The sequence below is a fragment of the Flavobacterium gelidilacus DSM 15343 genome (assembly GCF_000422685.1).
GTDB classification, from domain to species: Bacteria; Bacteroidota; Bacteroidia; order Flavobacteriales; family Flavobacteriaceae; genus Flavobacterium; species Flavobacterium gelidilacus.
This window is the reverse complement of the sequence record NZ_KE383904.1, coordinates 67734-86838: the sequence shown is the minus strand read 5'-3', so window position 1 is coordinate 86838 and position 19105 is coordinate 67734. Positions and strand designations below refer to the sequence as shown.

Below are 19105 nucleotides of genomic sequence, written 5' to 3'. Positions count from 1 at the left end.
GCTATTAGATTTAGTATCTATATGTGATTCTTGCTTTAGACAAATCGTAAGGACTCATTTCTAGTTTCACTTTATCACCAGGTAATAATTTGATATAATGCATACGCATTTTTCCAGAGATGTGAGCAATTACAATGTGCCCGTTTTCTAATTCTACTCGAAACATAGCATTTGATAATGCTTCAATTATTGTTCCGTCTTGTTCTATTGCTGATTGTTTTGCCATAAAATAATTAAGCTACTGCTTTTCTGTTTTTACCACTTTTCATCAACCCATCATAATGTTTATTCAATAAATAAGAATTTATTTGTTGAATTGTATCAATTGCAACTCCTACCATAATTAATAACGAAGTTCCTCCATAGAAATAACCCCATGAACCTTGAACACCCATAACACTAACAGCTATAGCTGGAAACACAGCGATAAAAGCAAGGTAAAGTGAACCTGGAAACGTTATTAGTGACATAATTTTATCTAAAAAGTCTGAAGTTTCAGAACCTGGCTTAACACCTGGTATAAATCCACCACTCCTTTTTAAATCATCAGCCATTTTATTAGTTGGTATTGTAATCGCAGTATAAAAATATGTAAACACTATAATTAGTAATGCAAACACTAGATTATATACTAATCCAAATGGATTTTTAAACATTGTTGCGATAGATTGTGCATTATCAGATTGTGATAAACCTGCTAATGCAGCTGGGATAAACATAATTGCTTGTGCAAATATGATTGGCATTACACCCGATGCGTTTAATTTTAATGGAATAAATTGTCTATCACCACCACCCATTAGATCTTGTTCAAAGTCACCAGAAACTGTTCTACGTGCATATTGAACTTGAATTTTTCTAACAGCCATTACTAACAATACACATGCTACTATTACTAGCAACCATATTATTATTTCAATTACAATCATAAGTACACCACCATTTGCTTGAGAAGTTCTTGATGCTATCTCTTGCATGAATGCTTGTGGCATCCTAGCGATAATTCCAACCATAATTAATAATGAAATACCATTTCCAATACCTTTATCAGTAATCTTTTCTCCTAACCACATAGCAAAAATTGTACCTGTAACTAGGATTAATACTGCTGAGAATAAAAATTGGAATGAATTAAATCCTAATAAAAATGCATCAGGAGGAAGTGTAGAATAAAGATTATAAATATAACCAGGACCTTGAACTAAAGTAATTGCAATAGTCAACCATCTTGTAATTTGATTTATCTTTTTTCTTCCACTTTCACCATCTTTTTGAAGTTTTTGCAAGTAAGGAACTGCTATTCCCATCAATTGTACTACAATCGATGCAGAAATATAAGGCATAATTCCTAAAGCAAAAATAGATGCTTGTGAGAAAGCTCCACCTGTAAAAACATCAATTAACCAGCCAATACCTTGATCGGTTTGGCTAGTTAAATTTCCTAGTTTAGTAGCATCAATACCTGGAAGTGTTACTTGAGCACCAAAACGATACACCAATAACAATCCTAGAGTCAACAGAATTCTGTTTTTTAACTCTTCGATTTTCCAAACATTGACTAAAGAATCTATAAATTTCTTCATTTTACTATACTATTTGTTATAAAATTACTACTTCTCCACCAGCAGCCTCAATAGCAGCTTTTGCAGTAGCAGTAAATTTGTGTCCACTCACTTTAAGTTTTGCTTTTAATTCGCCTCTACCTAAAATTTTAACTAATTCGTTTTTGGTCGCTAATCTTGTATCAACTAAAACTGTAAAATCTACAGTGTCAGTTACTACTCCATTGTCAACTAACATTTGAAGTGTATCAAGATTAACACCTTGATATTCTTTTCTGTTAATATTTTTAAATCCGAACTTAGGCACACGTCTTTGAAGAGGCATTTGCCCTCCCTCAAAACCAATCTTCTTAGAATAACCAGAACGAGATTTAGCTCCTTTATGTCCACGTGATGCGGTACCACCTTTTCCAGAACCTTCTCCTCTACCTAATCTTTTATTTTGGTTGTGCGTTGAACCTTCCGCTGGTTGTAAATTACTTAAATTCATAACTGTATATGTTATTTAGTTTCAACAGAAACTAAGTGTTTTACTTTGTTTACCATTCCAAGGATAGCTTGGTTGTCATCATGCTCAACAACTTGTCCCATTTTTTTTAGACCTAAAGCAATAAGAGTTCTCTTTTGTGTAAGAGGACAATTGATTTTGCTTTTTACTTGTTTTACTAATATTTTTGCCATTTTTTCCTTGAATTATTAACCTTTAAATACTTTTTCTAAAGATACTCCCCTTTGTTTTGAAATCGTATAAGCACTTCTCATTTGCAATAACGCATCGAAAGTTGCTTTAACAACATTATGAGGATTTGATGAACCTTGAGATTTTGATAATACATCATGAATACCTACTGACTCAAGTACCGCACGTACTGCACCACCTGCAATAACTCCAGTACCATGAGAAGCTGGTATTAAAAATACTCTTGCTCCACCAAATTTACCTTTTTGTTCGTGAGGAACTGACTGTCCTTGTAATGGAATTCTAACTAGATTTTTCTTAGCGTCTTCAACTGCTTTAGCAATTGATTCTGCTACATCTTTAGATTTTCCAGTACCATGTCCGACAACTCCGTTTTCATCACCTACAACTACAATAGAAGAAAAACCAAATGCTCTACCCCCTTTTGTAACTTTAGTAACACGATTAACATTCACCAAACGGTCTTTTAAATCAAGTCCTCCTGGTTTTACTAGTTCTACGTTTTTATAATTATTGATCATATTATCTTAGAATTTAAGTCCAGCTTCTCTTGCGCCTTCAGCTAATGATTTAACACGTCCGTGGTATAAATATCCACCTCTATCAAAAGTGATAGTAGATACACCTGCTTTAAGAGCTTTTTCAGCTACTAACTTACCTACTGCATTAGCAGTTTCAGTGTTTGTTCCTTTAGTAACACCTTTCTCTCTTGAAGATGCTGCTACTAATGTAACACCGTTTACATCATCTATGATTTGAGCATAGATTTCTTTATTAGATCTAAAAACAGCAAGTCTAGGTTGCGCAGCAGTACCGCTAACAATCTTTCTAATTCTGAATTTTATTCTTTGTCTTCTTTCCGTTTTTGTTAATGACATAGTCTTAAATTTTAAGCTGATTTACCTGCTTTTCTTCTTAATACTTCACCTACAAACTTAATTCCTTTTCCTTTGTAAGGTTCAGGTTTACGAAAAGCTCTGATTTTAGCAGCAACTTGACCTAATAATTGTTTGTCAAATGATGATAATTTTACTAAAGGATTTTTACCTTTCTCTGATATAGTTTCTACAGTTACTTCAGAAACAACTTCTAGGACAATATTATGAGAGAATCCTAAAGCTAAATCAAGTCTTTGACCTTGATTAGATGCTCTATAACCTACTCCTACTAGTTCTAATTGTTTTGAAAAACCTTCAGAAACACCAACAATCATATTGTTGATCAAAGAACGATAAAGTCCGTGTTTCGCTCTCTCGTCTTTGTGATCTGATGAACGTTCAACGATAACTTGGTTATCTTCTATTTTTACCGTTACATCAGAAAATTCTTGAGTAAGCTCGCCTAATTTTCCTTTTACTGTAACCACAGCGTCTTTAACATCTACTGTTACTCCTGCTGGAATTGCAATTGGATTTTTACCTATTCTTGACATTTTTCTTTTATATTAGTATACGTAACAAATTACTTCTCCACCTACGTTTAGTTGTTTTGCCATCTTACCTGTCATCAAGCCTTTTGATGTGGAAACAATTGCAACACCTAATCCGTTAAGAATTCTTGGGATCTCTGAAGAACCTGAATATTTACGTAAACCTGGTTTACTAATTCTTTGAATATCTTTAATTACAGATTCTTTTGTTTCTTTATCGTACTTAAGTGCGATTTTGATAGTACCTTGAACGGTAGCATCTTCGAATTTGTAACTTAAAATATAACCTTGATCAAATAAAATCTTTGTGATTTCTTTTTTAAGGTTTGATGCTGGAATCTCAACCACTTTGTGGTTAGCTCTCACAGCATTTCTAACTCTCGTTAGATAATCCGCTATTGGATCTGTATACATAACATGTATGAATTACGATTATGGTTTTCAAATGGTACTCACCAAATGAACCTATAACCAGTTAAAATTATTTTTTGGATTGCAAAAGTACAAACTTATTGCGAGATTACCAAGATGCTTTTTTAACACCTGGAATTAATCCTTGATTAGCCATTTCACGGAATGTAACACGAGAAAGTCCAAATTGACGCATATACCCTCTTGGTCTCCCTGTTAATTTACAACGATTGTGTAAACGTACAGGAGATGCATTTTTAGGTAATTTTTGTAAACCTTCATAATCTCCAGCTTTTTTCAAAGCTTTCCTTTTTTCAGCATACTTTTCAACTGTTGCTTCTCTTTTTACCTCGCGGGCTTTCATTGATTCTTTAGCCATATCTTAGTTCTTTTTAAAAGGTAATCCTAGTTCTGTTAATAAAGATTTTGCTTCTTTATCTGTTGGTGCTGAAGTCACGAATGTAATATCAAAACCTGAGATTTTATTAACTTTATCAATATCGATTTCTGGGAAAATGATTTGTTCTAAAACTCCTAAATTATAATTACCTCTTCCATCAAATCCATCAGATTTAATTCCACCAAAATCTCTTACACGAGGTAAAGCTGAAGTTACAAGTCTATCTAAAAACTCATACATTCTTTCTCCACGTAAAGTTACTTTAGCTCCAATTGGCATACCTTTTCTTAATTTAAAAGACGCAACGTCTTTCTTAGAAATAGTAGCTACCGCTTGTTGTCCGGTAATTTTTGTCATTTCTTCAACAGCATAATCTACTAATTTCTTATCAGAAACAGCTGCTCCAACTCCACGGCTTACGACGATTTTTTCAAGTTTTGGAACTTGCATTACGTTTTTGTAACCGAATTCTTCCGTAAGTGCAGAAATTACTCTGCTCTTATATTCTTCTTTTAGTCTAGGTATGTAAGCCATCACTATAATACTTGATTAGATTTTTTTGAGAATCTCACTTTCTTATCTCCTTCTTGTTTATAACCAACTTTAGTCGTTTCTTTTGACTTAGGGTCGATTAAAGACAAGTTTGAAATATGAACAGCAGCTTCTTTCTTTACGATTCCACCTTGTGGATTAGTTGCGCTAGGTTTAGTATGCTTTGAAACCATATTTACACCTTCAACAATCGCTTTATTTTTTTCACGTAGAATAGTTACGATTTTACCTTCTTCACCTTTATGGTCTCCAGCAATTACTCTAACTAAATCTCCTGATTTTACTTTTAACTTTGTCATCATTTTTTAGAATTAAAGCACCTCTGGTGCTAATGATACAATTTTCATGAATTGTTTTTCACGAAGTTCTCTGGCAACTGGTCCAAAAACACGAGTCCCTCTCATTTCACCTGCAGCGTTTAACAATACACATGCGTTATCGTCAAAACGGATATAAGATCCATCAGCTCTTCTCACTTCTTTTTTGGTACGTACAACAACTGCAGTTGATACAGCTCCTTTTTTCACACTTCCGTTAGGAGCAGTGTCTTTTATAGAAACTACAATTTTATCACCTACAGAGGCATAACGACGTTTCGTTCCTCCTAATACACGGATAGTCAAAACTTCTTTTGCTCCTGTATTGTCTGCTACTTTTAATCTTGATTCTTGCTGTACCATAATTATTTAGCTCTTTCAATGATTTCAACTAATCTCCAACATTTTGATTTACTCATAGGTCTTGTTTCCATGATCTTTACAGTATCTCCAATGTTACAGTCGTTTATTTCGTCGTGTGCAACGTATTTTTTAGTTTTTAACACGAACTTACCATACATAGGGTGTTTTACTCTTCTTGTTTCAGAGACAACAATAGACTTAGTCATTTTGTTGCTAGTAACAACCCCAATTCTTTCTTTTCTTAAATTTCTTTTTTCCATCTTTCAGCAGTGTACAATTATTGTAACTTTTTAGTCAATTCAGTAGTAACTCTAGCAACAGACCTTCTTAAAGCTCTTAGTTGTAATGGATTCTCAATAGGAGAAATCGCATGAGCATTCTTTAGATCAGCGTATGTTTTCTTTAACTGGCTAAGTTTTTCTTGTAACTCAGTTGCTGATAGACTTATAATTTCTGATTGTTTCATAATTAATTTGTGATTATGCTTCAAAGTCTCTTGCAACAACAAACTTAGTTTTCACTGGAAGTTTTTGTGCTGCTAGACGTAAAGCTTCTTTTGCAACTGATAGTGGAACACCACCAACTTCAAACATTATTTTACCAGGTTTACAAACTGCAGCCCAATATTCGACTGCACCTTTACCCTTACCCATACGTACCTCAAGAGGCTTCTTAGTAATAGGTTTGTCTGGGAAAACATTGATCCATAATTGACCTTCTCTCTTCATAAAACGAGTTGCAGCGATACGCGCAGCTTCGATTTGACGTGAAGTTAAGAATACTCCTTTTTCATGAACCGATTTAATTCCAAACATTCCACTAGAAAGTACATGTCCTCTTTGAGAATTTCCTTTCATTCTACCCTTTTGTACCTTACGGTATTTTGTTCTTTTAGGCTGTAACATTTTTTCTTTAGTTTAAATAATTACTTTCTTTTGCGATTGTTTGGTCTACCACCATCTCTTTTAGAAGATGAAGATCCTGAAGATTTAGACTGTTTTTTGTCCATACCAACTAACGGGGAAAGATCTCTTTTACCGTAAACCTCACCTTTCATTATCCATACTTTAATACCCATTCTACCATAAGTAGTATGTGCTTCAGATAATGAATAATCAATATCAGCTCTGAAAGTTGACAAAGGAATTCTACCTTCTTTGAATTGCTCAGAACGTGCCATTTCAGCTCCATTTAAACGACCAGAAATAAGTACTTTAATACCTTCTGCGTTCATTCTCATAGCTGCTGCGATAGCCATTTTGATTGCTCTTCTGTAAGAAATTCTATTCTCAATTTGACGTGCGATACTTGCTCCTACTAATAGGGCATCAAGTTCAGGTCTTTTGATTTCGAAAATGTTGATTTGAACTTCTTTGTCAGTAATTTTCTTAAGTTCTTCTTTTAACTTGTCTACCTCTTGACCACCTTTTCCGATAATAATACCAGGTCTAGCAGTAGTGATAGTAACGGTTACAAGTTTTAAAGTTCTCTCGATAATTATTTTTGATACACTAGCTTTTGATAAACGAGCGTGGATATACTTTCTGATTTTATAATCTTCAGCGATTTTATCACCGTAATCATTTCCACCGTACCAGTTTGAGTCCCAACCTCTGATGATACCAAGTCTATTCCCTATTGGATTTGTCTTTTGTCCCATACTGTTTATTAATTGCTTTGTGTGTTATCTAATTGCCCTAATACGATTGTAACGTGATTAGAACGTTTTCTTATTCTGTGTGCACGACCTTGAGGTGCTGGACGAAGTCTTTTTAACATCGCTCCACCATCTACTCTAATCTCTTTTACAAATAAACCTGCATCTTCAAGACTAGCTTCACTATTTTTTTGCGACCAGTTATTAATAGCTGACAACAATAGTTTTTCTAATTTTCTTGAAGCTTCTTTAGTACTAAATCTTAAAACATTAAGAGCTAGTTCTACTTTTTGACCTCTTACCATATCCGCAACTAAGCGCATTTTTCTAGGTGAAGTAGGGCAGTTATTTAATTTGGCAAAAGCGATAGACTTATTAGCCTCTTTTCTTGCATCTGCTGTTTCTCTTTTACGAACTCCCATTGCTTCTTATTTTTTACCTTTATTTTTTGCACCTGCGTGACCTCTAAAAGATCTTGTTGGTGAAAATTCTCCTAATTTATGTCCTACCATGTTCTCAGTAACATATACTGGAACAAATTGACGACCATTATGAACAGCTATCGTTTGTCCAACAAAATCTGGAGTAATCATTGATGCTCTAGACCAAGTCTTAACAACACCTTTATTACCTCCTTCAATATTAGCTTGAACTTTTTTCTCTAACTTATAATGTACAAATGGTCCTTTTTTTAATGAACGTGCCATGTCTATCTAATTATTTCTTTCTGCGTTCAACAATATACTTACTACTCGGGTTAACCTTAGAACGAGTTCTATAACCTTTAGCTGGTATTCCTTTTCTTGATCGTGGATGACCTCCTGAAGAGCGTCCTTCTCCACCTCCCATAGGGTGATCAACTGGATTCATAGCTACTGGTCTAGTTCTTGGTCTTCTTCCTAACCATCTTGATCTACCTGCTTTACCAGATACGATTAATTGGTGATCAGAGTTCGAAACCGCTCCAATTGTTGCTGAACAAGTAAGCAAGATTAATCTTGTTTCACCTGAAGGCATTTTAATTGTAGCATATTTTCCATCTCTTGCCATCAATTGAGCAAAAGTACCTGCCGAACGAGCAATAACTGCTCCTTGACCTGGTCTTAATTCAATACATGATATAACTGTTCCTAGAGGAATTTTACTTAAAAGTAAAGTGTTTCCAATTTCTGGAATCGCATCTGGACCTGAAACTACTGTTTGACCAACTTGTAAACCATTTGGCGCAATTACGTAAGTTTTTTCTCCATCTACATATGCAAGCAATGAAATGAATGCTGAACGATTTGGATCGTATTCAATTGTTTTAACTGTAGCAGGAATTCCGTGCTTAGTTCTTTTAAAATCGATAATACGATACTTTTGTTTGTGACCACCACCTGTGTAGCGCATGGTCATCTTTCCTTGACTATTTCTACCTCCTGAACGTTTTTTCGGTGCTAGCAATGCTCGCTCCGGCTTATCAGTTGTAATAGTGTCAAAGCTATTTACAACTCTAAATCGCTGTCCTGGGGTAATAGGTTTTAATTTTCTAACTGACATCTTGTTTTATTAGATATTATTATAAAAGTCTATTGCTTCTCCTTCTTTCAGTTGTACAACTGCTTTTTTATAAGCATTTGTTTTACCAACGATTAAACCACTCTTAGTGTATTTAACCGATCTATCAGATCTGTAATTCATTGTGTTAACATTTTCAACAGTTACTCCATAAGAAGCCTCAATAGCTTTCTTAATTTGTATTTTGTTTGCTTTTTTGTCAACTACAAAACCAAAACGGTTAAAAATTTCACCGTCTTTTGTCATTTTTTCAGTAATGATAGGTTTAATTATAACATTCATACCTTCTTATTTACTTAAATTAGTTTCAATTCCTTCTAACGAACTCTCCATTAAGACTAATTTATTAGTATTTAAAATACCATAAGTACTTAACTCTGAGGTAGTTATTACACTAGACCCTTTTAAATTGCGTGACGACAAATATACATTTTTATTTGAATCACCCAACACAAATAGAGATTTTTTATTATCTAACCCTAAAGCTTTCAAAACGTTAATGAAATTTTTAGTGTTTGGAGTTTCAAAATTGAAGTCTTCAACTACTACTAAATTATCTTCTTTTGCTTTGATTGAGAAGGCAGATTTTCTTGCTAAACGCTTTAAAGATTTATTCAATTTGAATGAATAACTTCTTGGTCTAGGTCCGAATACTGTTCCTCCACCTTTAAACAAAGGGTTTTTAGCACTACCAGCTCTGGCAGTTCCTGTTCCTTTTTGTTTTTTTATCTTACGAGTACTTCCCGCAACTTCAGCTCTTTCTTTAGCTTTGTGCGTTCCTTGTCTTTGGTTAGCTAAATATTGCTTAACATCAAGGTATACAGCGTGATTATTTGGTTCAATTGCGAATACTGAATCAGAAAGTTGTACTTTTCTCCCAGTTTCTTTTCCGTTTACATCTAATACTTTTACTTCCATTACTTCTGAATGATTACGTAAGAGTTTTTATGTCCTGGCACACATCCTTTTACTACTAAAAGGTTTTTGTCTGCAACGACTTTTAAAACTCTAAGATTCTGAATTGTTACGTTATCTGTACCCATTCTTCCAGCCATACGCATTCCTTTGAATACTCTAGATGGATAAGAAGAAGCTCCAACTGAACCTGGCGCTCTTAAACGGTTATGTTGACCATGAGTTGCTTGTCCAACACCACCAAATCCGTGACGCTTAACAACCCCTTGAAAACCCTTACCTTTAGATACACCTTGTACATCTACAAATTCTCCTTCCGTGAATAAATCCACATTCAACACATCACCTAAGTTGTGTTTTTCTTCAAAATACTTGAATTCAACGACTTTCTTCTTAACATCTGTTCCTGCTTTCTTGAAGTGACCTTCTTCTGCTTTAATAGAGTGTTTGTCAGTTTTGTCATCGAAACCAAGTTGAAGAGCTTCGTACCCGTCAACCGCTATGGTTCTGACTTGGGTAACTACGCATGGACCAGCTTGAATTACAGTACAAGGAATATTCTTCCCGTTCTCATCAAAGATGCTAGTCATGCCAATTTTTCTTCCGATTAACCCAGACATATTAAACTAATTATTAATTACTACTTAATTTTTTTGTGTATATAATATATACACACTCTTTTTTACAAGGGTGCAAATATATAAATTTTATTTAATTAATACAAAATTAATTACTTAACTATTTTTAAATGAATAATTAAGTAAAAAACATAGCATTAAAGATTAAAAAAACCGCAGTAAACAAATACTAGCGGTTTTTTTTAAACTGACTTAACAGTGTATGAAATTATACTTTAATCTCTACTTCAACACCACTTGGCAATTCCAATTTCATTAAAGCATCAATAGTCTTAGAAGAAGAACTATAAATGTCTAACAATCTTTTGTATGAACTAAGTTCAAATTGCTCACGCGATTTTTTGTTTACGTGTGGTGAACGCAACACAGTAAAAATCTTTTTGTGTGTTGGTAATGGAATTGGTCCAGTTACAACAGCACCTGTACTTTTAACAGTTTTTACAATCTTTTCAGCAGATTTATCTACCAACATGTGATCGTAAGATTTTAATTTTATTCTGATTTTTTGACTCATTTTCTTTAGAATTAAGCGTTACCTTTTGCTTTTTTGATTACCTCTTCTGAAATATTCGAAGGTGTTTCTGCGTAGTGAGAAAACTCCATTGTAGAAGTTGCTCTACCTGATGATAATGTTCTTAATGTTGTAACATAACCAAACATTTCAGATAAAGGCACATCTGCTTTAATAGTTTTTGCACCACTTCTATCACCCATATCATTAACTTGTCCTCTACGACGATTTAAGTCACCAACGATATCACCCATGTTTTCTTCTGGAGTAATAACTTCGATTTTCATGATAGGTTCAAGAACTACAGCTCCTGCAGCTTTCGCCACTTCTTTGTATCCCATTTTTGCTGCTAACTCAAAAGAAAGAGCATCAGAATCCACAGGGTGAAAAGATCCATCTGACAATGTAACTCTTAAACTATCCACAGCATACCCTGCTAATGGACCAGTTTTCATTGCTTCACGGAAACCTTTTTCAACAGCTGGTATAAATTCTTTAGGAACGTTACCACCTTTTACTGCATTTACGAACTGTAAACCTACAGCTGGTTTTCCATCAACATCTTCTGCTGGTTCTAATGTAAATACGATATCACCGAATTTACCACGACCTCCAGATTGTTTTTTATATGTTTCTCTATGCGAAGCTGATTTTGTGAATGCTTCTTTGTATTCAACTTGAGGTTCACCTTGGTTAACTTCAACTTTAAATTCACGTCTCATTCTATCTACAAGAATATCTAAGTGTAACTCACCCATTCCTGAAATAATAGTTTGACCTGAAGCTTCATCCGTTCTAACTGTGAAAGTTGGATCCTCTTCAGCTAATTTAGCTAAAGCCATACCCATCTTATCAACGTCAGCTTTTGTTTTAGGCTCAATCGCAATACCAATTACCGGATCAGGGAATTTCATTGACTCAAGAATAATTGGGTGTTTTTCATCACACATTGTATCTCCAGTCTTGATATCTTTAAATCCAACTGCTGCTCCAATATCTCCAGCTTCGATATAATCGATTGGGTTTTGCTTGTTAGCATGCATTTGGTAGATACGAGAAATTCTCTCTTTATTTCCAGAACGTGTATTTAAAATATACGAACCAGCATCTAAACGACCTGAATATGCACGAAAGAAAGCTAAACGACCAACATAAGGGTCAGTAGCAATTTTAAATGCAAGAGCAGCAAACGGTTCTTTCACATCTGGACGACGTAAAATTTTCTTTTGATCTTCTTCTAATAAATCAGCATCATCAGGATGAATCCCTTCGATACCTTCTTTATCCATTGGAGATGGTAAATATTTACAAACCGCATCCAACATAAATTGAACTCCTTTATTTTTGAAAGAAGAACCTGCAATCATTGGAATGATAGCCATATCCATAGTAGCCGCTCTTAAAGCGTTATTGATTTCTTCCTCAGTAATAGAGCTCTCATCTTCCATGAATTTTTCTAACAGATTCTCATCATAATCAGCAACTGCTTCTATAAGGATAGATCTGTATTCTTTAACTTCATCAACCATATCAGCCGGAATGTCAATAATATCGAAAGTAGCTCCTAATGTTTCGTCATGCCATACAATAGCTTGATTTTTCACTAAGTCAACCACACCTCTAAAATCATTTTCTTCTCCAATTGGCAATGTAATTGCAACTGCGTTTGATTTTAGCATATCTCTAACTTGTTGACATACCATTAAAAAGTTAGACCCTTGACGGTCCATCTTGTTAACAAACCCCATTCTTGGGACTCTGTATTGATCCGCTAATCTCCAGTTAGTTTCTGACTGAGGCTCAACACCATCAACAGCACTAAATAAGAAAACTAAACCATCTAATACACGTAACGAACGGTTTACCTCTACTGTAAAGTCAACGTGACCTGGAGTATCGATAATGTTAAAGTGATAAGGTATTGATTCCGGTAAAATTGTACCTTGTTTTGTTGGAAAATTCCATTCACAAGTTGTAGCAGCAGAAGTAATTGTAATACCTCTTTCTTGCTCTTGTGCCATCCAGTCCATTGTTGCAGCACCATCATGTACTTCACCAATTTTGTGTGATTTTCCAGTATAGAATAATATACGCTCAGTTGTTGTTGTTTTACCAGCATCAATGTGAGCAGCAATTCCTATATTTCTTGTATATTTTAAATCTCTTCCCATTTCTTTTTATTAAAATCTAAAGTGTGAGAATGCTTTGTTTGCATCTGCCATTTTGTGAGTATCCATTCTTTTCTTAACTGCTGCACCTTCTTCTTTAGCTGCTGCTAAAATTTCTGATGACAATTTTCCAGCCATAGATTTCTCATTTCTTTTTCTAGCATAAAGAATTAACCATTTCATTGCAGTAGAAATTTTTCTATCTGGACGAATTTGCATAGGTATTTGGAATGTAGCTCCACCAACTCTACGACTACGTACTTCTACGTGAGGCATAACGTTTGTTAAAGCGTCTTTCCATAATTCTAAAGCTGATTTTTCATTATCACCTTTTTTTGCCTCTACGATGTCTAATGCATCATAAAAAACTTTAAAAGCTGTTGATTTCTTACCATCCCACATTAAGTTGTTCACAAAACGCGTTACCAACTGATCGTTAAATTTTGGATCTGGTAAAAGGGGTCTTTTTTTTGCCGCTCTTTTTCTCATTTCTTTTCGTTTGTGTCAAAGTTTAACAATCAAAAGCAGAAAGCACAATACTTTCATACATTTAAACATTATTCTCTAGACTGATTTTTGATTTACTTTTTAGCGTCTTTTGGACGTTTTGCACCATACTTAGATCTTCTTTGTGTTCTACCGCTTACTCCGGCAGTGTCTAAAGCACCACGTACGATGTGGTATCTAACTCCTGGTAAATCTTTTACTCTTCCACCTCTAACTAATACTATCGAGTGCTCTTGTAGATTGTGTCCTTCTCCAGGAATGTAAGCATTCACTTCTTTACCATTTGTCAAACGAACCCTTGCAACTTTACGCATTGCAGAGTTTGGTTTTTTTGGTGTAGTAGTGTAAACACGCGTACATACTCCTCTTCTTTGAGGACAAGAATCTAAAGCAGCCGATTTACTCTTCTTAGTCATTTGGGTTCTCCCTAGTCTTACTAATTGTTGAATTGTTGGCATAATTAAATACTAATTTTTCTTGTGATTTATTAATTCCCGCTTTTTTACGGGTTGCAAATGTATGAATAAATTTTAAGAAAACAAATCTAATTTATTAATTTTCAAAACTTTGTTGCTCAATACTTTTACATTTGATATAATCAATTAGAGTTTTAAAAGTTTATTTGAAATTAATTTTGTTTTTTTGCGTTAGATAAATGCCATGAAAAACTTATTATTCTTATTAATCCTATTTTGCTGTCAACTCTCATTTTCACAAAAATTTGAAATGATTGTTGAAGGAAGCAATGCAGTAGAAACAAGAACAATTGACAGCATAGGTTTTATCAAAAAACACATAAACGTTGCTTCTATTATTGAAGAACAAAAATCTTTAGAACAAAAACTTCAATACAAAGGGTATTTTCAAAATGAATTATTGCTTCAATCAAAATTAAATGACAGTATTTTCTTTTTCAAATACAGCTTAAAGAATCAAGTTCAACTTGTACATATATATATAGGTATAAATTCAGCAGAAGAAAAAGAACTATTAAGTCTGAAAGATGATTCCATAAAACTACCTATTGAAAATGTTGAATCTTTTATGCAAAATAAAATTTCTTTACTTGAAAAGAAAGGATATTCACTAGCTAAACTAAAACTAACAGATTACAATCAGGTTAATAATTATTTGGAAGCTAAATTAGTTTTAGATTTAAACCAAAAAAGAAATTTAACAAATATCGTAATTGAAGGTTATGACAAGTTTCCATATGGAATTAAAAAGGCAATTTTAAAGAAAGCAAGACGATTGGATTTCAATCAGGATAATGTTTCTAAAATTTATAAAGACTTTAATGAATTGCGTTTTGTGACACAAACCAAATATCCTGAAATATTATTCACGAAAGATTCTACAAAAGTTTACGTTTATCTCGAAAAAGCCAAACCTAACAAATTCGATGGCTTTATAGGATTTGCCAATGATGAAAATTCAAATCTTCGTTTTAATGGTTATTTGGATTTACAATTGCAAAATATTTTAAATTCAGGAGAAAAATTAAATTTATTTTGGAAAAATGACGGAAAACAACAATCGAGTTTTAATTTAGGAACTGAAATTCCGTACATGTTTAAAAGTCCGTTTGGAATTAAAGCAGATTTACGAATTTTTAAACAAGATAGTACGTTTCAAAACACAAAAACCGATTTGAATTTGGGTTATTATTTTAAATACAATTCGAAAGTTTATTTGGGTTATCAAAATACGACTTCAGTAGACATTCAAAACACAAACTCATTTAGTATTAACGATTTTACGAATACATTCATTACTTCTACTTTTGATTTTATTGACTTTAACAATGATGATTTTTTATTTCCAGAAAAGACTAAATTCAATATTAAACTAGGAACAGGAAATCGAACCATTAGTTCTTTAAAAACAAATCAATTTTTTGGACAAGTTAATTTTAGTCATAACTTATATTTGAATGAAAAGAACATCATAAACATCAAAAACGAAACATTCTACTTACAAAGTGATGATTACATAGTGAATGAATTGCATCGTTATGGAGGAATAAATTCGATTAGAGGATTTAGTGAAAACAGCTTGCAAGCTAATGCTTACAGCGGCATTTTAACTGAATATCGCTACATGATGGCACCAAGTATTTATATACATTCGATAATTGACTATGGCTATTTTCAAGATAAAACTTCTAATTTGAGTGGTAACTTATTAGGATTGGGTTTTGGTTTTGGCCTTTTTACTAAAAACGGATTATTTAATTTCATTTATGCGAATGGTTCAACAAACGACCAAACCATTAAACTTTCCAACTCAATCGTGCATGTGAGTTTTAAAACGTATTTTTAAGAAAAGATTGAAAAATTTAAAATTGTAGGATTGAAAAATTTCACACACTACATTATACCTTTTAACCTTTTATTGATCAAAACCAATTATCTTTTAATTTTTTAATCTTTCAATCTTTCAATCTTTTTAATAAAAAGACTATTTTTGCCAAATGGAAAGAGATAATCAAATATTCGGAATACGTGCTATAATTGAAGCAATTCAATCAAAAACAGAAATTGATAAAGTGTTTTTACAAAAAGAGCTTCAAGGTGACTTGATAAAAGATTTGATGAAAGCAATGAAACAAAACAACGTTAATTTCTCCTACGTTCCTGTAGAGAAATTAAACCGTTTGACTTCTGGAAACCATCAAGGTGCTGTGGCAACGATTTCTCCGGTTTCTTTTCATGATTTAGAGACTTTGATAGAAACTGTTTTGGCTAAAGAAAAAATGCCTTTGTTTTTAATTTTAGACCAATTATCTGATGCTCGTAACTTTGGAGCAATTATCAGAACAGCTGAATGTACTGGTGTTGACGGAATTATTGTTCAAAAACAAGGTTCTGCTCCCGTAAATGGTGATACGGTTAAAACAAGTGCTGGTGCTGTTTTTAATGTGCCAATTTGTAAAGTAGATCACATTAAAGATGCTATTTTTCATTTGCAAGGAAGTGGTATTAAAACTATAGCTTCTACTGAAAAAACAGATAGCAATATTTATGATTTAAACCTAAACGAACCTTTAGCCATAATAATGGGAAGCGAAGATAGAGGTGTAAATCCATCTGTGTTGAAAATTGTGGATGAAAAAGCAAAATTACCAATGTTTGGAACTATTGAATCTTTAAATGTTTCTGTAGCGTGTGGTGCTTTTTTGTATGAGGTTGTTCGTCAGAGACAGTAGATTTAAAAACTTATTTATGAAATATTCTTATCTTTTTTTAATTTTATGCTTTAATTCAATAAGTGCTCAAGAAATTAATCTAAATGTTTCTCTGGCAGAAGATTTTAGAGAAAAAGCTCTGAATTCATTAAGTTTGAAAAAGTACTCCAATAATCTAAAGCAAAAAAAAGATGAAGAATTATTAAGTATTAAAATGTATGATTCAAGTATTGAACATTATAATAAAGCAGTAATTAGTGATTCTTTAAATTGTACATGGATATATTATAGATTAGGGAGTTTAAATGAAGGTTTTGAAAGCTATAATGAAGCAATTGAAAATTACAACAAAGCTTTAAATTCGAATAATTGTGAAATTTATTTTAATGATGGTGTTACTGCACCTATAAGTTACTCTCACATTCATTCTAGAATAGCTAAAATAAAGACAATATTAAAAGACACTATTGGAGCAATAACAAATTACACAAAAGCTATTGAAATTTATGACGAAAATAATTTGGATTATTTTTATTCAGAAAGAGCAAAATTAAAAATAGAAATGTTAGATTTTAGAGGTGCAAAATTAGATATTTTAGAAGCATTAAAAATTAACGAATATTCTAATTATTATCAATTAATTGGTGATATAAACTTTTATAATTTAGAAAATTACAATGATGCAATAATTTATTATAAAAAAAGTCTAAAAATCGACGACAAGAATGACTCCGTTTATAATAAAATAGGTTTATGTTATATAAGTTTAAATGACAAAGAAAATGCTTGTTTAAATTTCAGTAAAGGTGGTGAATTAGGAAATCCTTTAGCTTATGAAAATATCAAAGATTTTTGCCAAAAGTAAATCACTTAAAAATAATAATTTATGATTGAGAGAGGAGATGAATTAATAATTAGAAATAAAGAAATAATTTCTGATATAATAATAAAATTTAATACCGTTGAAAAACTAATTAAAGAAATAATATCAAAATATATTTCTTCAGAAAAAACTACTTTTATTAATGATATTCTTTTAAATAATTTAATTTTAAATTTTTCATCAAAATTTAAAATTCTTTCTTACATAATTGAAATTGAAAAAATTAATATTGATAAAAATTTAAATAATAGTATTAAAAACATAATGACATTTAGAAACATTATTGCTCACTCTGACAATTTAATTGACTATGAAATAATAAGTTTAGCACAAAGTGATCTTTCTTTTACACTAAACCTACCTAGATCAATGTCTCCAATGCAAAAAGTTGAGAGTAAAAAACAAACTACTTTAAATTCTGGAAAAATCAATGAAATTGAAATTGAAAAAATACACAAAGATTTCATAAAACACTTTAATATCTCTTTTGAAAACTTAGGTTTAATTAATAAAAAACTACAAACCTCTATTCCTTCTTAATTCCAATAAAGTCATAAATCACCTTTATAGATGAATTAAAATATTCTTTAATAACTTCTTCTGGTTTTGGTGGTGGAGCGAATTTTCCGTTTTCGTCGAAGTTTTTCATAAATGGATCGTTTTCTGGATTAAAATCTGGACTTTCCCAATCGTAGAAAATGGCTTTATCAAATTGTGGTGTTTTTAAGAAATAACTCAATACAAAACCTGTCAGGAAACCGAATAAATGACCTTCCCACGAAATGTTGTTTTTTCCGACTTCTGGAAACATGTACCAAATCATTCCTCCGTATAATAAGATTACGGTTAATGAAACAGCTACTAATCTAAAGTATTTGGTAAAAATTCCTTTGAAGAAAATAAAACTGACTAAAGCATAAACCAATCCACTAATTCCAATGTGGTAGCTTGGTCTTCCTATTAGCCACGTTCCTATTCCTGAAAATAATATTCCGATTATTACAACTGTAACTGCTTGTTCTCTGTAGAAATAGCGCAAAAAAAGTAACAGAACAAATAATGCAATAGAATTATTAAACAAATGTTCTAAATCTCCGTGAAGAAATGGACTGAAAATTATTCCTTTTAAGCCGAAACCTTTTCTTGGGTAAATTCCGTAATGGGATAAATCTACGTGATAATGATGTTCAATCCAAAACACAATCCATAATACCAATACAAACAACAACGGAAATAAGATTACCGAAGGTGTGAATTTAAATGGGTTGTCTTTAATTGGTTTTTTTTGTTTCAAGGTTTCAGGGTTTCACTTTTTTTTGTTTAAGAATTTCAATCTTTCAATCAT

General features: G+C 32.5%; 31 protein-coding genes. 4 read left to right on the top strand and 27 right to left on the bottom strand.

Annotated elements, in window-relative coordinates:
- Window positions 1-10: 10 nt before the first annotated feature.
- The 26 genes from infA to rpsL all read right to left on the bottom strand — a co-directional run bounded on the left by infA (window position 11) and on the right by rpsL (window position 14148).
- Window positions 11-226, bottom strand: a complete 216-nt coding sequence (infA, locus tag G507_RS0112895; protein WP_008254466.1) for a translation initiation factor IF-1 — start codon at window positions 224-226, stop codon at window positions 11-13.
- Window positions 227-233: 7 nt separating this feature from the next.
- A complete protein-coding gene (gene secY, locus G507_RS0112890; protein WP_026717873.1) occupies window positions 234-1583 on the bottom strand; it encodes a preprotein translocase subunit SecY in 1350 nt (449 codons plus the stop codon).
- A 16-nt stretch (window positions 1584-1599) separates the two neighbouring features.
- Window positions 1600-2052 carry a 50S ribosomal protein L15 gene (gene rplO, locus G507_RS0112885; protein ID WP_026717872.1) on the bottom strand — a complete coding sequence of 151 codons (453 nt, stop codon included), beginning with the start codon at window positions 2050-2052 and terminating at the stop codon, window positions 1600-1602.
- A gap of 11 nt (window positions 2053-2063) precedes the next feature.
- Complete coding sequence (gene rpmD / locus G507_RS0112880; protein ID WP_026717871.1) at window positions 2064-2243, bottom strand: 50S ribosomal protein L30; 180 nt, start codon at window positions 2241-2243, stop codon at window positions 2064-2066.
- A gap of 15 nt (window positions 2244-2258) precedes the next feature.
- Window positions 2259-2783, bottom strand: coding sequence for a 30S ribosomal protein S5 (gene rpsE / locus G507_RS0112875; protein ID WP_026717870.1), 525 nt, complete (start codon window positions 2781-2783; stop codon window positions 2259-2261).
- Window positions 2784-2789: 6 nt separating this feature from the next.
- A complete protein-coding gene (gene rplR / locus G507_RS0112870) occupies window positions 2790-3140 on the bottom strand; it encodes a 50S ribosomal protein L18 (RefSeq protein ID WP_026717869.1) in 351 nt (116 codons plus the stop codon).
- Window positions 3141-3151: 11 nt separating this feature from the next.
- The gene (gene rplF / locus G507_RS0112865; protein WP_026717868.1) at window positions 3152-3694 is read right to left on the bottom strand and encodes a 50S ribosomal protein L6; all 543 of its coding nucleotides are present in this window, start codon (window positions 3692-3694) and stop codon (window positions 3152-3154) included.
- 12 nt (window positions 3695-3706) lie between these two features.
- Entirely contained in the window at window positions 3707-4105 is a 399-nt protein-coding gene (gene rpsH, locus G507_RS0112860) for a 30S ribosomal protein S8 (protein WP_026717867.1), read from the bottom strand.
- A 106-nt stretch (window positions 4106-4211) separates the two neighbouring features.
- The gene (gene rpsN, locus G507_RS0112855) at window positions 4212-4481 is read right to left on the bottom strand and encodes a 30S ribosomal protein S14 (RefSeq protein WP_026717866.1); all 270 of its coding nucleotides are present in this window, start codon (window positions 4479-4481) and stop codon (window positions 4212-4214) included.
- 3 nt (window positions 4482-4484) lie between these two features.
- Window positions 4485-5036 (bottom strand): 50S ribosomal protein L5, encoded by a 552-nt coding sequence (rplE, locus tag G507_RS0112850; RefSeq protein ID WP_026717865.1) that lies wholly within the window; start codon window positions 5034-5036, stop codon window positions 4485-4487.
- 2 nt (window positions 5037-5038) lie between these two features.
- Window positions 5039-5353 carry a 50S ribosomal protein L24 gene (rplX, locus tag G507_RS0112845; protein WP_026717864.1) on the bottom strand — a complete coding sequence of 105 codons (315 nt, stop codon included), beginning with the start codon at window positions 5351-5353 and terminating at the stop codon, window positions 5039-5041.
- 12 nt (window positions 5354-5365) lie between these two features.
- Window positions 5366-5734, bottom strand: a complete 369-nt coding sequence (rplN, locus tag G507_RS0112840) for a 50S ribosomal protein L14 (protein WP_026717863.1) — start codon at window positions 5732-5734, stop codon at window positions 5366-5368.
- A 2-nt stretch (window positions 5735-5736) separates the two neighbouring features.
- A complete protein-coding gene (gene rpsQ, locus G507_RS0112835) occupies window positions 5737-5994 on the bottom strand; it encodes a 30S ribosomal protein S17 (protein WP_026717862.1) in 258 nt (85 codons plus the stop codon).
- Between the two features lie 17 nt (window positions 5995-6011).
- Window positions 6012-6200: a 50S ribosomal protein L29 gene (gene rpmC, locus G507_RS0112830; protein ID WP_026717861.1), complete on the bottom strand. Its 189-nt coding sequence runs from the start codon at window positions 6198-6200 to the stop codon at window positions 6012-6014.
- Between the two features lie 13 nt (window positions 6201-6213).
- Complete coding sequence (rplP, locus tag G507_RS0112825) at window positions 6214-6639, bottom strand: 50S ribosomal protein L16 (RefSeq protein ID WP_026717860.1); 426 nt, start codon at window positions 6637-6639, stop codon at window positions 6214-6216.
- Between the two features lie 20 nt (window positions 6640-6659).
- Window positions 6660-7394 (bottom strand): 30S ribosomal protein S3, encoded by a 735-nt coding sequence (gene rpsC / locus G507_RS0112820; RefSeq protein WP_026717859.1) that lies wholly within the window; start codon window positions 7392-7394, stop codon window positions 6660-6662.
- Window positions 7395-7402: 8 nt separating this feature from the next.
- On the bottom strand, window positions 7403-7813 hold the full coding sequence (gene rplV / locus G507_RS0112815) for a 50S ribosomal protein L22 (RefSeq protein WP_026717858.1): 411 nt from the start codon (window positions 7811-7813) through the stop codon (window positions 7403-7405).
- Window positions 7814-7819: 6 nt separating this feature from the next.
- Entirely contained in the window at window positions 7820-8098 is a 279-nt protein-coding gene (gene rpsS / locus G507_RS0112810) for a 30S ribosomal protein S19 (RefSeq protein WP_026717857.1), read from the bottom strand.
- 10 nt (window positions 8099-8108) lie between these two features.
- On the bottom strand, window positions 8109-8933 hold the full coding sequence (gene rplB, locus G507_RS0112805; protein ID WP_026717856.1) for a 50S ribosomal protein L2: 825 nt from the start codon (window positions 8931-8933) through the stop codon (window positions 8109-8111).
- Window positions 8934-8942: 9 nt separating this feature from the next.
- The gene (gene rplW, locus G507_RS0112800; RefSeq protein WP_026717855.1) at window positions 8943-9233 is read right to left on the bottom strand and encodes a 50S ribosomal protein L23; all 291 of its coding nucleotides are present in this window, start codon (window positions 9231-9233) and stop codon (window positions 8943-8945) included.
- Window positions 9234-9239: 6 nt separating this feature from the next.
- Window positions 9240-9869, bottom strand: a complete 630-nt coding sequence (rplD, locus tag G507_RS0112795; RefSeq protein ID WP_026717854.1) for a 50S ribosomal protein L4 — start codon at window positions 9867-9869, stop codon at window positions 9240-9242.
- The gene (rplC, locus tag G507_RS0112790) at window positions 9869-10486 is read right to left on the bottom strand and encodes a 50S ribosomal protein L3 (RefSeq protein WP_026717853.1); all 618 of its coding nucleotides are present in this window, start codon (window positions 10484-10486) and stop codon (window positions 9869-9871) included. The genes rplD and rplC overlap by 1 nt, the downstream gene beginning before the upstream one ends.
- 226 nt (window positions 10487-10712) lie before the next feature.
- Window positions 10713-11018: a 30S ribosomal protein S10 gene (gene rpsJ / locus G507_RS0112785; protein ID WP_008254495.1), complete on the bottom strand. Its 306-nt coding sequence runs from the start codon at window positions 11016-11018 to the stop codon at window positions 10713-10715.
- Window positions 11019-11029: 11 nt separating this feature from the next.
- Window positions 11030-13186: an elongation factor G gene (fusA, locus tag G507_RS0112780; protein WP_026717852.1), complete on the bottom strand. Its 2157-nt coding sequence runs from the start codon at window positions 13184-13186 to the stop codon at window positions 11030-11032.
- A gap of 9 nt (window positions 13187-13195) precedes the next feature.
- Window positions 13196-13672: a 30S ribosomal protein S7 gene (gene rpsG / locus G507_RS0112775; protein WP_026717851.1), complete on the bottom strand. Its 477-nt coding sequence runs from the start codon at window positions 13670-13672 to the stop codon at window positions 13196-13198.
- A 92-nt stretch (window positions 13673-13764) separates the two neighbouring features.
- Window positions 13765-14148, bottom strand: a complete 384-nt coding sequence (gene rpsL, locus G507_RS0112770; RefSeq protein ID WP_026717850.1) for a 30S ribosomal protein S12 — start codon at window positions 14146-14148, stop codon at window positions 13765-13767.
- Between the two features lie 202 nt (window positions 14149-14350).
- Here rpsL and G507_RS0112765 point away from each other — a divergent pair, with 202 nt between their 5' ends.
- From G507_RS0112765 to G507_RS0112750, 4 genes are all read left to right on the top strand, one after another.
- Window positions 14351-16012 (top strand): BamA/TamA family outer membrane protein, encoded by a 1662-nt coding sequence (locus tag G507_RS0112765; protein ID WP_026717849.1) that lies wholly within the window; start codon window positions 14351-14353, stop codon window positions 16010-16012.
- 151 nt (window positions 16013-16163) lie between these two features.
- Window positions 16164-16898, top strand: coding sequence for a 23S rRNA (guanosine(2251)-2'-O)-methyltransferase RlmB (rlmB, locus tag G507_RS0112760; RefSeq protein WP_026717848.1), 735 nt, complete (start codon window positions 16164-16166; stop codon window positions 16896-16898).
- A 16-nt stretch (window positions 16899-16914) separates the two neighbouring features.
- Entirely contained in the window at window positions 16915-17742 is an 828-nt protein-coding gene (locus G507_RS0112755; protein WP_026717847.1) for a tetratricopeptide repeat protein, read from the top strand.
- A gap of 21 nt (window positions 17743-17763) precedes the next feature.
- Window positions 17764-18300, top strand: a complete 537-nt coding sequence (locus tag G507_RS0112750) for a hypothetical protein (RefSeq protein WP_026717846.1) — start codon at window positions 17764-17766, stop codon at window positions 18298-18300.
- Here the strand turns inward: G507_RS0112750 and G507_RS0112745 are convergent.
- Window positions 18287-19036, bottom strand: coding sequence for a rhomboid family intramembrane serine protease (locus tag G507_RS0112745; RefSeq protein WP_026717845.1), 750 nt, complete (start codon window positions 19034-19036; stop codon window positions 18287-18289). The two genes, G507_RS0112750 and G507_RS0112745, sit on opposite strands and share 14 nt — an antisense overlap.
- Between the last annotated feature and the right edge of the window lie 69 nt (window positions 19037-19105).

Coding starts and splice junctions, on each gene's coding strand:
- infA (WP_008254466.1), bottom strand. CDS start 226: ATGGCAAAACAATCAGCAATAGAACAAGACGGAACAATAATTGAAGCA.
- secY (WP_026717873.1), bottom strand. CDS start 1,583: ATGAAGAAATTTATAGATTCTTTAGTCAATGTTTGGAAAATCGAAGAG.
- rplO (WP_026717872.1), bottom strand. CDS start 2,052: ATGAATTTAAGTAATTTACAACCAGCGGAAGGTTCAACGCACAACCAA.
- rpmD (WP_026717871.1), bottom strand. CDS start 2,243: ATGGCAAAAATATTAGTAAAACAAGTAAAAAGCAAAATCAATTGTCCT.
- rpsE (WP_026717870.1), bottom strand. CDS start 2,783: ATGATCAATAATTATAAAAACGTAGAACTAGTAAAACCAGGAGGACTT.
- rplR (WP_026717869.1), bottom strand. CDS start 3,140: ATGTCATTAACAAAAACGGAAAGAAGACAAAGAATAAAATTCAGAATT.
- rplF (WP_026717868.1), bottom strand. CDS start 3,694: ATGTCAAGAATAGGTAAAAATCCAATTGCAATTCCAGCAGGAGTAACA.
- rpsH (WP_026717867.1), bottom strand. CDS start 4,105: ATGTATACAGATCCAATAGCGGATTATCTAACGAGAGTTAGAAATGCT.
- rpsN (WP_026717866.1), bottom strand. CDS start 4,481: ATGGCTAAAGAATCAATGAAAGCCCGCGAGGTAAAAAGAGAAGCAACA.
- rplE (WP_026717865.1), bottom strand. CDS start 5,036: ATGGCTTACATACCTAGACTAAAAGAAGAATATAAGAGCAGAGTAATT.
- rplX (WP_026717864.1), bottom strand. CDS start 5,353: ATGACAAAGTTAAAAGTAAAATCAGGAGATTTAGTTAGAGTAATTGCT.
- rplN (WP_026717863.1), bottom strand. CDS start 5,734: ATGGTACAGCAAGAATCAAGATTAAAAGTAGCAGACAATACAGGAGCA.
- rpsQ (WP_026717862.1), bottom strand. CDS start 5,994: ATGGAAAAAAGAAATTTAAGAAAAGAAAGAATTGGGGTTGTTACTAGC.
- rpmC (WP_026717861.1), bottom strand. CDS start 6,200: ATGAAACAATCAGAAATTATAAGTCTATCAGCAACTGAGTTACAAGAA.
- rplP (WP_026717860.1), bottom strand. CDS start 6,639: ATGTTACAGCCTAAAAGAACAAAATACCGTAAGGTACAAAAGGGTAGA.
- rpsC (WP_026717859.1), bottom strand. CDS start 7,394: ATGGGACAAAAGACAAATCCAATAGGGAATAGACTTGGTATCATCAGA.
- rplV (WP_026717858.1), bottom strand. CDS start 7,813: ATGGGAGTTCGTAAAAGAGAAACAGCAGATGCAAGAAAAGAGGCTAAT.
- rpsS (WP_026717857.1), bottom strand. CDS start 8,098: ATGGCACGTTCATTAAAAAAAGGACCATTTGTACATTATAAGTTAGAG.
- rplB (WP_026717856.1), bottom strand. CDS start 8,933: ATGTCAGTTAGAAAATTAAAACCTATTACCCCAGGACAGCGATTTAGA.
- rplW (WP_026717855.1), bottom strand. CDS start 9,233: ATGAATGTTATAATTAAACCTATCATTACTGAAAAAATGACAAAAGAC.
- rplD (WP_026717854.1), bottom strand. CDS start 9,869: ATGGAAGTAAAAGTATTAGATGTAAACGGAAAAGAAACTGGGAGAAAA.
- rplC (WP_026717853.1), bottom strand. CDS start 10,486: ATGTCTGGGTTAATCGGAAGAAAAATTGGCATGACTAGCATCTTTGAT.
- rpsJ (WP_008254495.1), bottom strand. CDS start 11,018: ATGAGTCAAAAAATCAGAATAAAATTAAAATCTTACGATCACATGTTG.
- fusA (WP_026717852.1), bottom strand. CDS start 13,186: ATGGGAAGAGATTTAAAATATACAAGAAATATAGGAATTGCTGCTCAC.
- rpsG (WP_026717851.1), bottom strand. CDS start 13,672: ATGAGAAAAAGAGCGGCAAAAAAAAGACCCCTTTTACCAGATCCAAAA.
- rpsL (WP_026717850.1), bottom strand. CDS start 14,148: ATGCCAACAATTCAACAATTAGTAAGACTAGGGAGAACCCAAATGACT.
- G507_RS0112765 (WP_026717849.1), top strand. CDS start 14,351: ATGAAAAACTTATTATTCTTATTAATCCTATTTTGCTGTCAACTCTCA.
- rlmB (WP_026717848.1), top strand. CDS start 16,164: ATGGAAAGAGATAATCAAATATTCGGAATACGTGCTATAATTGAAGCA.
- G507_RS0112755 (WP_026717847.1), top strand. CDS start 16,915: ATGAAATATTCTTATCTTTTTTTAATTTTATGCTTTAATTCAATAAGT.
- G507_RS0112750 (WP_026717846.1), top strand. CDS start 17,764: ATGATTGAGAGAGGAGATGAATTAATAATTAGAAATAAAGAAATAATT.